Origin of the sequence: Methylobacter sp. BlB1, from assembly GCF_015476545.1 — a bacterium.
In the GTDB taxonomy this organism is placed as follows: domain Bacteria; phylum Pseudomonadota; class Gammaproteobacteria; order Methylococcales; family Methylomonadaceae; genus Methylobacter.
In genome coordinates this window covers 1-13,892 of record NZ_JADMKV010000055.1, presented here as the reverse complement: position 1 = coordinate 13,892, position 13,892 = coordinate 1, and the positions used below count along the sequence as shown (strand labels likewise).

Annotated in this window: 12 protein-coding genes; 7 read left to right on the top strand and 5 right to left on the bottom strand. The window is 50.1% G+C overall.

Annotated features, from left to right (window positions below):
• Window positions 1–201 precede the first annotated feature (201 nt).
• The 3 genes from IT781_RS17085 to IT781_RS17075 all read left to right on the top strand — a co-directional run bounded on the left by IT781_RS17085 (window position 202) and on the right by IT781_RS17075 (window position 3,263).
• Window positions 202–372, top strand: a complete 171-nt coding sequence (locus IT781_RS17085; protein WP_194971389.1) for a hypothetical protein — start codon at window positions 202–204, stop codon at window positions 370–372.
• A 289-nt stretch (window positions 373–661) separates the two neighbouring features.
• Window positions 662–2,794: a molybdopterin-dependent oxidoreductase gene (locus tag IT781_RS17080; protein ID WP_194971388.1), complete on the top strand. Its 2,133-nt coding sequence runs from the start codon at window positions 662–664 to the stop codon at window positions 2,792–2,794.
• Between the two features lie 91 nt (window positions 2,795–2,885).
• On the top strand, window positions 2,886–3,263 hold the full coding sequence (locus IT781_RS17075) for a DUF4186 domain-containing protein (RefSeq protein ID WP_194971387.1): 378 nt from the start codon (window positions 2,886–2,888) through the stop codon (window positions 3,261–3,263).
• A gap of 577 nt (window positions 3,264–3,840) precedes the next feature.
• Here the strand turns inward: IT781_RS17075 and IT781_RS22465 are convergent.
• From IT781_RS22465 to IT781_RS17060, 3 genes are all read right to left on the bottom strand, one after another.
• Complete coding sequence (locus tag IT781_RS22465) at window positions 3,841–4,551, bottom strand: hypothetical protein (RefSeq protein WP_228779238.1); 711 nt, start codon at window positions 4,549–4,551, stop codon at window positions 3,841–3,843.
• 61 nt (window positions 4,552–4,612) lie between these two features.
• The gene (locus IT781_RS17065) at window positions 4,613–5,224 is read right to left on the bottom strand and encodes a DUF6861 domain-containing protein (RefSeq protein ID WP_194971386.1); all 612 of its coding nucleotides are present in this window, start codon (window positions 5,222–5,224) and stop codon (window positions 4,613–4,615) included.
• Between the two features lie 430 nt (window positions 5,225–5,654).
• Complete coding sequence (locus IT781_RS17060) at window positions 5,655–6,278, bottom strand: Hsp20/alpha crystallin family protein (RefSeq protein WP_228779237.1); 624 nt, start codon at window positions 6,276–6,278, stop codon at window positions 5,655–5,657.
• 376 nt (window positions 6,279–6,654) lie between these two features.
• Here IT781_RS17060 and IT781_RS17055 point away from each other — a divergent pair, with 376 nt between their 5' ends.
• The 4 genes from IT781_RS17055 (at window position 6,655) to IT781_RS17040 (ending at window position 9,858) form a co-directional block, all read left to right on the top strand.
• Entirely contained in the window at window positions 6,655–6,849 is a 195-nt protein-coding gene (locus IT781_RS17055; protein ID WP_194971385.1) for a hypothetical protein, read from the top strand.
• 10 nt (window positions 6,850–6,859) lie between these two features.
• Window positions 6,860–7,204 carry a hypothetical protein gene (locus IT781_RS17050; protein ID WP_194971384.1) on the top strand — a complete coding sequence of 115 codons (345 nt, stop codon included), beginning with the start codon at window positions 6,860–6,862 and terminating at the stop codon, window positions 7,202–7,204.
• Window positions 7,205–7,516: 312 nt separating this feature from the next.
• Window positions 7,517–8,032 carry an aspartate carbamoyltransferase gene (locus tag IT781_RS17045; protein WP_194971383.1) on the top strand — a complete coding sequence of 172 codons (516 nt, stop codon included), beginning with the start codon at window positions 7,517–7,519 and terminating at the stop codon, window positions 8,030–8,032.
• A 191-nt stretch (window positions 8,033–8,223) separates the two neighbouring features.
• Window positions 8,224–9,858: a hypothetical protein gene (locus IT781_RS17040; RefSeq protein ID WP_194971382.1), complete on the top strand. Its 1,635-nt coding sequence runs from the start codon at window positions 8,224–8,226 to the stop codon at window positions 9,856–9,858.
• Between the two features lie 66 nt (window positions 9,859–9,924).
• On the opposite strand, the gene IT781_RS17035 is transcribed toward IT781_RS17040, so the two are convergent.
• Together IT781_RS17035 and IT781_RS17030 are read right to left on the bottom strand one after the other, a co-directional pair.
• Window positions 9,925–11,343: a glycosyltransferase gene (locus IT781_RS17035; RefSeq protein WP_194971381.1), complete on the bottom strand. Its 1,419-nt coding sequence runs from the start codon at window positions 11,341–11,343 to the stop codon at window positions 9,925–9,927.
• A gap of 716 nt (window positions 11,344–12,059) precedes the next feature.
• The gene (locus tag IT781_RS17030; protein WP_194971380.1) at window positions 12,060–13,508 is read right to left on the bottom strand and encodes a carotenoid oxygenase family protein; all 1,449 of its coding nucleotides are present in this window, start codon (window positions 13,506–13,508) and stop codon (window positions 12,060–12,062) included.
• Window positions 13,509–13,892: the final 384 nt, after the last annotated feature.

The window sequence follows — 13,892 nt, the reverse complement described above, 5'->3', positions numbered from 1 at the left end:
GCGCCGTATTTACACATTGCATACCTTTTAAAATCACTCAGATCTAAATAAAGGTACGCAATGCGTACCCTACATTTAAGCTGCGGAAAAAGCTGAAGAAAAACTTCGTATTCTCCGTGCCCTTCGTGGTAAAACTTTCTTAATTCAGACGTTATATCGTCATGATTGAATCCGATAAACCCAAACTGGAAAATGCCTATTATGAAGCCCTCTACCCGAGCCAGACTCAAATGTGCTGTAGTTTTGACAGTTTTTACCGTGCTGGGCGTAGGTCCCATCCCATTTACCAGCACGCTCGGTTTGTTCCTCGTCATTTTTCTTCCCGTCTGGTTCAAAAAGCTTGTTGACGATCTTTATGCCGACAAGGAATAGCAGTGATAATTAATCATTTCAGAAAATGGCTGAAGCTGGCTTTAATCCGACGAACGACTTTGAATCTGTTCAATAACAGCGGGCCTAGCAAAGACAGCCTGCACCGGCGCAAACTCCGGGCTTGTTTGAATGGCCGTTATCGTGCAGAACTGATCTTTGGAAAAAAGAAAACATAGCGCGATTGCCCCGGCCTTGCCCTGCTCCTCGTTGAGATGTTGGAAAGATTCGTGATAGCATCACAAGATTGTCGCGAATCGATACAACTTAAATAACACAAGAGGAGATTGAGATGGCCGCCGCCGTAAAAACTACACATCCCGGAGCCTGCCCGCACGATTGCCCCGACACCTGCGCCATGGTGTTTGAAGTCGAGAACAGCAAGCTGACCGGCGTCACCGGTAACGCCGGCCACCCCATGACCCGCGGTGGCCTCTGTGTCAAATTGAAGGATTTTGAAAAACGCCATTACCATCCAGACCGCGTGCTCTATCCGTTGCGCCGCACCGGGCCCAAAGGCAGCGGGCAATTCGAACGCATCACCTGGAATGAAGCCCTTGACGAAATTACCGCGCGCTGGAAAGCCATCATCGCCGAATACGGCGCCGAAGCCATCATCCCTTACAGCTATCTGGGCAACCAGGGCCTCGTTCATGGCCTGAACGGCGGCGATGCCTTCTTCAACCGGCTGGGCGCGACCGTCTGCGAACGCACATTCTGCGGCGAGGGCTCGGCGACGGCTTGGCTGCTGACCAATGGCCCGACCGGCGGGCTGGACCCGGAGAGTTTCGTTCACGCCAAATACATCGTGATATGGGCCTGCAACAGCGTCAGCACCAACCTGCACCACTGGCATTTCGTCATGGACGCCAAAAAGAAAGGCGCCAAGGTCGTGGTCATAGACTCTTACGCATCCCGGACCGCCAAGCAGGCCGACTGGCACATCGCGCCCAAGCCCGGCACCGACGGCGCTCTGGCCATGGCCATGATCCACACGATCATCGAAGAAGGCCTGATCGACCGGGACTACGTCGCCAATCATACCGTCGGCTATGAGGAACTGGCCCAGCGCGCCAAAACGCGCACGCCTGAGTGGGCCGCCGGGATCACCGGCATCGCGGCCGAGGACATCCGGACGCTGGCGCGCGAATACGCGGCCACAAAGCCCGCCGCCATGCGCATCGGCGTCGCGCTCGAACGCCATCGCGGCGGCGGCCAGACCATTCGCGCAGTCTGCTGCCTGCCGGCCCTGACCGGCGCTTGGCGCGATGTAGGCGGCGGCATCTACCAGATGCCGGTCTGGGAGCATCCGTACAAGTTCGACCAGATCTGCCGTCCGGACCTGATCCCCAAAGGCACGCGCGTCGTCAACAATCTGCAGATCGGCCGCACGCTGACCGGCGAATTGCCGCTGGACCCGCCGATCAAATCCATGATGTGCTGGAATTCCAATCCCGTAACCCAGGCGCCCGAAACCGACAAGATCGTCCAGGGCCTGCTGCGCGAGGATCTGTTCCTGGTGTCGGCCGAACATTTCATCTCCGACACGGCCGCCTATGCCGACATCATCCTGCCGGCCTCGATGGGCGCCGAAATGGAAGACATCATCCTGTCCTGGGGCCATTTCTATCTGACTTACAACGCCAAATGCGTGGAGTCGCCCGGCGAAGCCGTGCCGAACAACGAAATCTTCCGGCGGCTGGCCGCACGCATGGGTTTTGAGGAGGAACAGTTCAAATGGTCCGACGCCGAATGCCTTGAACGCTATATCGACTGGAGCTCGCCGGCTTGCGAGGGCATCGATCTGGCCTATCTGCGCAAGCACGGCTATGCCCGTCTGAAAGTCGGCACACCCGATACGCGCGCGCCGCACAAGGAAGGCAATTTCCCGACGCCGTCCGGCAAATGCGAGCTCAAATCTGAGTCGGCCGCCAACGGAAATTTCGTAGCCGGGCCTTTCCGGCAGATGTATGCTGATTTTCAGCCCGGCGAACCGCTCGACACCCTGCCCGACTATGTGCCTTCCCGAGAAACCGCTGCAACCAATCCGGAGCTGGCTCAAAAATATCCGCTGAATATCATCTCGCCCAAGAGCCACGGCTTTTTGAATTCCTGCTACGCCAACATGGCGCAGAAAATCCGCGGCCAAGGCGAACAGTTCGTGCTGATCAATGCCGTGGACGCCGAAACGCGCAGCATCAGGGACGGCGACAAGGTCCGTGTCTTCAACGATCGCGGCGGCTTCGAGGGCGACGCCAAAATCACCGATGACGTCAATCCCGGCATCGTTGTCGCTACGCTAGGCTACTGGCGGCAATTGAACAAAGGCACGGTTAATGTCATCAGCTCCGCCGAATTCGTCAACATGGGCCATGCGCCGACGTTTTCGGATAATCTGGTGCAAGTGGAAGCGGTGGCGCGCTAGTCTCAAGGGGATTGATGAACTACGAAGAACACGAAGAAAAATCCAGGTAAAATTCGTGTACTTCGTAGTCTTCGTGGCTTAAATTCAAAAAATGCGTGACTTAGACGAACTCTTCGCGGCTCTATCAAAATCGGCTTTCCGCCGTAAATTCCATCTCCAGAGCAAGGACCTCGTTTATCTGCAAACCAAAGGCCTGCCCACAGTCATCAATCATGCCCGGGACTTCATCGCCAAACGCCTGGCGCCGGCCGTGATTGACAATGATGGAAAACAAACCCCTTTTCGCGGGCATCCGGTTTTCGTCGCCCAGCACGCGACCGCCTGCTGCTGCCGCGGCTGCCTGGAGAAATGGCATGGAATCCCCAAAGGTCATGCCCTGACGCCGGAGCAGGAGGCTTATGTAATCAAGGTGATTGAACGCTGGCTCCAGGGCGAGATGGTTAATAAAACGCGGCACGCTGGGTTGTAGTCGCAGGCCTGGATGGGATGGAACTTCAGGAAACCCCAGCCAATTTGTTTTCTAATGACTGGGGTTTCACTGATGCTGCCCCATATACGGGCTCCTCGGTTATTGCGCTGAATATAGTGAAGCGCATCGATCGTGAACGATGGGTTTCCTGTCGTCGGCAGCATCCCAAACTAGCGCATCTTATCGTGTAAAGGCTCCGCTTGTTGGTGGATTGCCAAGGTAAATCCACCATACGAAGCATCCGTCATACGGCCATCAGGATTTATATTTCATAATGAGAACATTACATGCATCAATAATTGAGAATCGAACTTGAGATACATATTCTGCGATCTCTTTATCAATTTGATCTAGATAATCCTTACTAAAATTGGTGCGAATATTTGGGCTAGGATAGTCATCCGTTTCAGATACCACTCCTACGAAAGAGAGAAAATCTGAGTCCTGTTCCAAATTAAGTCGGTTTCTCAAAGAGACTAACTTTCTACATCCGTCGATGAAATCGACATCGTTATTAACTATTCGTAGACAGGCATCCACAATCTCTTTTCGTGACTTTTCATTAATAGTTTCCATTTTATTTAGGCCCTTTAAGATATTCTTCGACAATCGTTTTTGGCTCAACCCTTTGTCCAGTTACAGAATTTTCATACCAATGAGTTTCAAATTTACGACCATCTGTTGCTGTATGTTGTGTACTTGAGCGCTTAGCCCAATCAGAAGCATTACCACCATACTCGTTAACAAGCCTGTTTGCATCTCTCAAGACAGTCTTCGTTCCTGCTCCAGCTACTGGAATACCGGCTTCACCAAGCTGTTGCTCACTAGCTAATTGTTTACTCAATTTAACGGCATTGGCAGGATTTTTGGTAGTACTATTTTCTTTAATCAAAGCTGTATTATCACGAGCGCTTCGTTCACCGGAAGCAACCTTCTCATGATTGGTCCTTTCAACGACAGGTTGACTTTGATTACCGGAAGTTTCCGCGACATCATCACGCCCCTGTCTTTCTCTCATGGCTTTCAATTCCGGTGGCGTCGCTGCCGATGATGATTGAGATGAACTATGCGTGTCGGTTTTATTGCTTGCCAGTTTGGGATTCCGTTTCAGATCGTCCCAGTTCTTTTCAAGCCAGACGGCAAACCCGTCCGGCAACTTGCTTTGCCGCAGCAGCGCGGAGACTTCGGCCAGCGTTGCGTCGGCGGCAGTGCGAGTGCCGCCTCTGATGACAGCCTGGCCTGTCGATGCCGCGGCCTGGCCGGCACTGACCGCGCCGTTCTTGAGCACATAAGCCAGCAGGCCCTGGAGTATCAGGCGGAATAAAATGCCTGCCGCCCGGGCCAGATCTTCAGCCGCCCTGTCGATTTCGAAGGGCGGGTAACGATGTTCCGGCGCAACGGATGGCGCGCCTGAGAACGCCTGCCAACTCGCCCATTCCCTGGCCGATCGCGGCCGCAAGAAAGCCCAATCCCATCCAGGCAAGCAGCGCAGTGCCGGCTTCCAGGCCTAATTGGCCGCCGACTATCGCGCCGGGCGCGGCGCCTACGCCGCCGAGAAAGAAGCCGACAGCCGCACCGGTGCTGGCGCCCGCCATGGCGCTGATGCCGAGCGCCGCCAGCATCTGCAGGAGGCCGGGCAGTAAACCGTCAATAACCTGATCCAACTGGCAGCCGGTTTCCCGGTAAACCGCCGCAGGCGCCAAGCGCAGAGCCCGAGTATAGGCTTCGACGACGGCGTGCACCCGTTCGGCGAGAGCCGGAGCGCGGATCTCCTGCGGCGTCAGGTAGCGTGCCGCCGGCGAGTCGGGATGGGGCAGACCTTGCCAGCCAGAACTGCTGGATCGAAGAAAAGGATCGGCGCTAGTGAAGCAACCGGGACCGCCTCCGCCGGCAGGCGCATTGGGATGGCAGCGTTGCGGCTGCCAGGCATCGTAAGGGGTTTTGGGGAAATCATTGGCCATGGAAATCCTTCTCACTGACGGGTGTTGTTACTAACTGCTGAACAGAGCTGGCGCTATGAAATACCGCCGCCAGCCGCACAGCTTGTCCGACAACTCTAACACAGCGGTCGTATCCAGGACAAATAGCCTGTTACACATCTTGGCTATCAGGATGAATGCGTACCGGCGGTGTCACCCAGGAGTCTATAAAGCCCTTTCCAATCCATAACCGTTCTGTTGCGTTATTTTTCAATAACGCGATAAGCGAGACTGTAGTCCCAGGCTGAGAATATGGAGCTTCGCGGAATCCCAGCCAATTTGCTCATTAAATGAGCCGGACGGGATATCTATCCCGTCCGCAGCGTTTATTCAATATCGAATGACATTTTAACTTTATAGACAGGATGGCAAATATCTTATCCCTCACAGAATTTCGAAGCCCGTCAGGCTACTACTGTATTTGTATAGATTTACGCTGGCTTTTTTCCATTTTTGGAATAGTCACGCACAATATGCCATCTTTAAATGTTGCTTTAGCATTATCTTCATCGACATAGTCGGGCAAAGACAATGTGCGCTGATATTCGCCCCGCGTCATTTCCCGGCGTAAATATCGGCCCTCTCCCTCTGATTTTTCTTCCTGGGTGGTAGCACGGATAGTCATGATCTGATTGTTGATCGACACATCCAGATCTTCCTTTTTAACGCCAGGCAACTCCGCCTGAACCTCGATTTCTTTGTCACGTTCCACGACATCGACTTTGGGAACGCCCCTTCCCATCATCATACCCCGGCCGCCAGAGCCTCTCTCCATGCCCATCGTGGGCAAATTCCAGTCGAACAATCGGGGCCATCTGCGTGATAAAAAGTCATCAAACAAATTATCGAGTTCATCAAATGACATTAACCCTCTACCCATTGAAGGCGAACGCTGCATGCCTTGCTGTCCTTGTTGACCTTGCTGCATGCTTTGCTGCCCTTGTTGACTTTGTTGTCCTTGCTGGGCGCTAGTTCCACCATTACCCTTTTTCACATTAACTTCGCCGCTCTCTGTACCGGGTCTGCTACTATTCATGACATTCTCCTAAACAGTTCGCACTATAAAATTGCCCAGAAACTCGGAATCAATGGAATTGAGCCACGCACTTGCCACCGTTCCATTATTCGTTTTCTGCTCCCAGCCTGCGATCAAGCGCCTAACCTGGTCCAAACCATCTGAATTCTGTGCTGTGATTCGCATGATTCAGCAATCCATGCACAACAAAAACTCCTCTAACGTATTTTGTAATTGTGATCACTTTCTCTAAAAAAATAAATTCGTCCCATTACCTAATTCGGTCTTGCAGCCGATCGCTTAAGCATTTTATCTGATCCCCAAACGTTGAGAATTCGATAATTCACTTTGTCAGGTTGCAGTCGCAGTTCTACCCTCTATAGCGCCCGAGAACTGAATGAACGGCTGGCGGTCAACAGGTGCAAAAGTAAAGAATGGAAAAACAGACGCCATCAGGTTGATGCTTGCTGACGTCATCAATTCAACCCGTACGATTATCCATGCCGGTGGGAAAGGACTCCGGAACAAAGCCCGCTCAAGCCGCCTCGATGATCTTGAAATCATTGAATTGAGCAACAATCGCCAAACATGAGGATGAGAAAATGAAACAAGCTTCCGCAAGACAGCATCTTAACGACATCGTGGCCAATATACGCGCTGCTGAACTTCTGCTTGTACAGGCCAGCAGACAAACTTCCGATCTGGAGCTACTGATTAAGCTGCACATTGAATATTCGGCCTTGGATTCCTATCTGTCTCAAGTCTTGCATACGCTCGCACTTTCAGACGAAGCGTTTTTTACAACAGCGACTGATGCTTTAAAACAGCAATGCGGCGTATTGCAGCAAGAGGCGGAAGACATTGGTGTGACCGTCCCTGATTTTGACCTTGCCTCGGAAATTGCTCGTTATTTGGCACAAGCCTCACAAAGCGCAGCGCTGCTGTAGATCCATTGCGTCAATCGGGCATCACGCGAAACTCATGATTCCGGGCTGACACAGGCCGGAATGTATGCTTCATGGTGATAGAACCGTGAAACAGCGCGTGCCCTAGGTTTGTTGCGATTGATCAATCCTGATGCTCTTGATCATAAAGGGCTCCACTTGGCTCATCATGCACGGCTTCCGTGAAGTTCCAATCCGGCCTGAAGCTAAATCACAGCCGAATATTGAACCTGATCAACAAAAACCGGGTCTGTTATGGTGAAGTTTCAAGATACGGTGTTTTCATTTGGTTTTAACTCAACGTGAAGTGCGATTATGAAACATTACCTCTTATTATTTATTGGGCTTTTGTTTTTTTCTCCAATGGCACCAGCCCTGGAAAAAGCCAGCCCGGACCAGAAGGCTGAAGTGCATCAGCGCCAGCAGCAAGCAGTGCCCTATTCATTGGACCAAACCCTGCAGACATTTTCCAAGACCGTTCACGGCGGCGTGCAGCATGTCATCGCCAAATCACCAAACAATACCCAGGCAATAAAATTAATCCAGGACCACCTGCAAAAAATTGCCGATGAATTCAGAAAAGGCGATTTTTCCGCGACGGAACGCATGCACGACCCCAACATGCCGGGCTTGGCCCAGTTGAAAAAGGCTGAAGCCGACGATATAAAATTTGAATATAAAGCGTTGGCAAACGGCGGGCAGATTCATTATTCGACTGAATATCCGCAGTACGTCCAGGCGCTCCATGAATGGTTCGACGCCCAGGCGAGCGAACACGGCAACGATACCGTACCGGAACACAGCAAGCACCATGCAACGCCGGCGGAATAAACTAAAACTGGAAATCAGGCATTGAAAGGCCGTTAAAGCGGCCTTTCAATGACAACTGCATAGAGTCGCGCCACTTTCCTGCCAAGTCACATCGAACAGCCAATCTTCGGCCGTTGAGTGGGATTGTTTATAAACCTTGCCTGAACAGGTGGCCGATTTGTGCCGACCATGCCCCTCTCGGAGTAATCCATATGAACACGCTTTATTTGAAATTTAACAGTTATTTCGAATATTCGGTTTATATTTTTTTTATAGCTATTTATCCGTTTTTATTCATTCAATACGGCTTGGATTATACCGACGGCCCTTTTACGTACATTGGCTACGCTGGCCATGGGTTTGAATTTTTCAATGTGACATTTTTATCGGTTTCAATAGGATCATGGTGGGCATCCATTTTTGGCGACAGCATCATATCCTTTCGAATCTCTGCAACTCTATTAGAGATTATATCCATAACAATCCCGGTATTTTTTTTATCACGAAATGATTACATAAAGATAAAGCTGCGTTATCTAGCACTTGCTGTAATTTTTTCCACTACATTAAACAGTTATATATTGAATTATGACGTCATCTCATTATTCTTCCTATCGTTAATAGCAACGGGATTTTTACTTTATTTAAGAGACGGTGGGTATTTACTTTTGGTATTGGTAGGTGCTTTAACGGCGCTCGTCGCATCAGCCCGTCTGCCAAGCATTGTTGTGGTTTTTCCGGTATTGTCTATTTTATGCTTTCAAGTCTACAGCAAAAAATTATCAGCCCGGGAGGGTATTATTTTAACAGGGAGTTACTTAGTTACTTTTTCTGTTCTATTTTTTCTATTAAGAACACTGTTTATTATAACTGGAACCTCGTCGCCGCAGCTTGGCGCCACCCATTCATTATTTAATGTATTAAAGTCCGAAGCGAGAGACGGGGCTATAGTCTTTGAGATGATGGCGGTTTTATCTCTTCTGGCCCTGATTTACGACAAGCTTAGCGCATTATCTATATCAGCGGTTTATATCCGCGTCATACTCTCTGTAATTATCTCTCTCTATCTTTTGGTCCGTATCATTCCGCCCGCCTATAACTGGAACATATCGTTATTTTATTCCGCGATTGTTTTATGGATTCTGCTGGTACTGCTGTACGATTCCTATCGCAAAAACAATCAGGATGATATTGCGGTCTATTTGTTCTGCATCATGTTAGGCTTTGTACCTGCTCTCGGTTCCGATACAGGCCTGCTCAAATTGAGCAGTGGATATATAATTCTGATGCCTGTCTTATTATATCAATTCAGAAATATCCACCTGCCAAAAGAGGACGTTATTAATATACGTTTACTGGCTCTTTTTGTGATCGGCCTGTCGATTTTCAATAAGGCAGGACTAGGCAGAACATACGAGGATCAACCTATAAGGCAATTGACTGCGGAGGTTGATCATAAAAAATTAAGATGGATTAAAACCAGCAGGGAAAGAAAAGACCAGATTGAAAGCGTACTATCAAAGGTGAATGAATTAAGAGCATCCGATCCCCATTCCAATTTTATGTTTTATGGCAGTAAGGCCTATTTGTTTACTTATTTGACCGATTCTGAAATACCTTATTCCACCCCTTTTTATATGGCCTATCAGAATAAAGAAGACGAACAAAGAATGTCGGATTATCTATCTGAAAACAGTGCAAGGCCGTATGTGTTTCTTATATTTGATTATCCTGACAAGCCTGTGGACATGAATGGCTATTTAATTGCTGAGTGTTTGAAGAGGCATGGATATAAACTGGCTTATAATGGATTAAATTATCAAATCTATGCAATTGAGAAAACATGAATATTTCTTCTAAATACTTATTAGCAGCGCTTTTCTACGCCCTAAAATAGCCTGGATTAAATACGGTTAAATAACTTTCTCAATGATATAACGCGGGCGCCGTTTGGTTTCCGAATAAACTTTCGCCAAGTATTCACCTAGGACGCCAAGGCATAATAACTGTATGCCACCGAGAAAATAAATAGGCAAAACAGTGGAGGCCCAGCCTGGAACCGCGTCATGAGTAAACAAACGGATCGTAATTGCCCAGGCTGAAAACAAGAAGCTGATCAGCGATACCGTCAGACCTAAACCGGTAATAAGGCGCAAAGGAAGATCCGAGAAAGCCGTGATGCCTTGCCATGCGAATGAGAGCATTTTTTTCAGCGTGTATTTCGACTCACCCGCGTAACGTTCGGCGCGATCATAATAGACAAGCGTTGACGAAAACCCTAATTGAGGAATAATTCCGCGAAGGAATAAATTGACTTCGTCAAATTCTCTCAGCGCTTCAATGACTCGGCGACTCATTAAACGGTAGTCAGCATGATTGTAGACAATCTCCACGCCCATGGCGCTTAACAGGCGGTAATAGGCTTTTGCGGTAACGCTCTTGAAGAAGGTATCGGTTTGGCGGGAATCTCTGACGCCATACACAATATCGTAGCCGGCCGCATAATAATCGATCATCTTCTTAATGGCGGACAGGTCGTCCTGCAGATCGGCATCTGCGCTGATGACCACCTCGCCTTCCGTTGTCAACAGGCCCGCCAATAAAGCATTTTGGTGACCGCGGTTGCGCGACAGCTTGATGCCGTGGATAAATTCGTGGGTCTCGGACAACGTTTCTATCAATTTCCATGTCCGATCGCGACTACCGTCGTCGATGTAATACACACGGCTGCTTGGCGCAATTTTTCCCTCGGCAATAAGCGGCTGCAACAAATCTGCCAATTGCCGGGTTGTTTCCAATAACACAGCCTCCTCGTTGTAGCAAGGCACAACAATGCTTGCATCAATCGGCCGAGAAATCAGAGGTTCCGTATTCACTACGGCTATCTCATCCGGATGATCCATCGTTGCCTCTGCGTCTCTCGGTATCCGGAAAGCAAAGTAGCGACTGCCGAGATAACCGATGGCCGTGTAGGGAATAATGCCGACTGCTTGAGCCATATAGGGATTCAAATCGAAATGAGTGCCGGCAGACAGAACCGCAGCATACTGGTTTAAATCGAAATGAGCGTCAGCAAATAGGACCGTGGCGAGGTTGGCCGAGTACGCTACGGCCAGCACCAGCATATAACGCAGAAAACTGGCAGCGACGTGATCGTCATTACTGAAAGTCCAGGTCTTGTTCAAAGCGAAACTCAGCAAAATGCCGACTGAATAGCCGAACGCATTTGCAGACACAATTCCCAGTTGCAAAACGTACATGGCAAAATAAATGGTACTTAATCCGACCAATGTGTTCGCAACGCCGACAAGCAAGTATCGCACAAGTGTCACATCAACTCTCCAGCTGCTTGATTACATGAAAGAATTTGTAACTACTGACCATCAAATTTTGCTTAGCTTAAATCATTGTAAAAAAAGTAAGGTGTAAACATAAATCCGTGCAACTGCTTATTTTCAGATGCACCATAAAACAGCGGAAGCCTTAAAAACCCGGCAGCATCATTAAGTAATGGCGCGGATAGTCATAGAATCTAAGACATGCCATTAATAAACATTTAACCACGAAGGGCTCGAACGCCGCCAAGAATGAGGGCGGTAGAATTGCGTCTGGAACAGCAATCGAGAACACGAAGCTTTAATGTCATGACTTACGCAAGCCTGTGGGGGCACTCTAGGCGAAGTCGCCCCCACAGATTTTAAAATCGCTTGTTTCGACGGTTGACCAAGCAAACTGCGTAAGTCCTGAATGTGTTGATCAGCTTGTTTATCCTTCGTGACCTTCGTGGTGAATAAGGCTTTCATGACGTTTTCATTAATACTTTCACAGCCTCGCACGCATCGCGTAACTTTCCGGACTAAAGTGCCGCTAGTGCGACAGTTTTATTTAATCGGGTTCTCGCGCCCGCAGGGGTTGCCAAAAAGGACAGGGTACCTGTCGTAACTTCAGTAAATAAGCTATTGATCGAGGAATCTTGCCGGACATCCGACCAGGATAGCCATTACACGCTTATTCTGAACCTGTTCGCCGCCGCTCATTGCGCCATGGCTCAACTGTGGAGCGTCCGAAATGACAACGGCCCATTCCCTTCTTTCAAATAGTTGCCATGGAATCCGAAGGGAATAGCATGAGGCGCCTCCACGCGAGCCAGCTCTTCGTAGCCGGAAGCCGTCAGGATCAATAAGAAAGAAGTTTCCTTCCTGGCATCCAGTACGACAGAAAGGATGATCCCATCATCTTCTTTCAACGCATCAGGAGCTGACACAAACACCGGCTCGCCCGGATAGCAACCGTTCCGGTGCCAGGATGCGTGTTGCCGCCCTTCAAGGTCCAGCTTCACCAGTTTGTCGTTGAAATTGCCGGGGATCTCGCTGCCTACGCCATAAACGTAACGGTAAGGATGTCCGGCACGGTTTCGGTAGTCGAAGCGGGGAAAATCCATCGGGGTCTCGGAAAGCGTTTCGATTGCGACATTCTCCCCACCGTTCAAACCGACACGGAAACGCGTCAGCTTGCCCAGAGCCGTCAATGGCTGGTCCGAGCGAAGGCGGTCCAGATAGAGCAGATCTATGACGCCGGCATCGGGATAGGTCACAATGTCGACCACAACCTCGCCGTCTTCCTCGAAGGCGTTGACGTGGTGAAAGCCGAAATACGGCATCGAGCGGGCCGACGTCATCAGACGCCCCGTCTCTTTGTCGATCACATGGAAATGAATGCCGCGCTCCGGCTCCCAGTCATAATTCCGGATGAAAGACTTGCCGCTGAACCGCAGCTTTAGCGGATTTACCACCAGCGGGAATTCGGTGAGGACAAGGTATCGCTCCGTCATCCCGAATGAGTGCATATAAGCAGGCTTTCGCACTGGCAAGGTAGCAACCCGCACGCGCCGTCCGGCATCCGCAGCCATGCTGTAGAGGTGATACCGGCTCTGCAGGCCGAATTCCAGCAGATAGCCATAGTGGCGCATCCGCTGAAAGTCGAAGTGCAGATGGGCGGTTGAAACATGTCCTGTGAGCCCGTCCTGATAATCATAGGCGCCGAGCGTCTCAAGTGTTTCCGGGTCGAACCGGAAAGGCCGCGGGGTTTCAGTCAGAGCCACGAGCTCATCCCCGAATTTGCTGATGTTGACGCTGCAGTTATCGGTAAATTTCGAGAAGAACAGGTCAGCGACACGCTGCAGAGGGGTCCGGACGGGATTGGTCGCGAACTCGCGCCGGCTGATCCTCCCCAGTGCCATGGCCTCCCGATAGGCCCGGCTATGAAGGAAGCGATTGGCGTATGAAACGCGGCCGTCGGAGAAGGCGAACCGGTGCAGCATGGCGAGACCGTCAAACCAGTGATTATATCGCTGCCCGTCCACCTCGAACTTGGCCGGACCGTTTCGAAAAAGGGTGCCTTGCAGCCATGTGGGAACAGCGCCCTGGACAGGCAAATCGTCGATGCGAGTCTCGGTGCCAAGCGTGGTAAAACCTAGCCGATAAGGTGAATGATTCATGGTCTTCCGCCTCAGGTGCCGTTTTTTCCATCCCTGGAACTGAAGGATGTGTGCGAGGAATTATAGAGTTTCCATATAACTATCATATTCAACGCTTTAATAACCATAAAGAGTTGATCAAAAAATCAATTAACCAATGGGGCATCAAATCCGCCTATTTAATTGATGTTGCGCAGAGGCGGATTGTTACGTCGTTATGCTGTTTGATAATGACCTGGTTTTCAATTCGGGTAACTGGGGTGGGAGCGATGCCTACATCGCAACTTGTCGGGCGATTTTAAATCGCGATGAATACCCAAAGGGCATAAAGGCATCGCTCCCACGGGGACGGTGTGATTACCGAGGGAAACTGACGGACTAATTACCGAGGGACTTTGTCGTTGC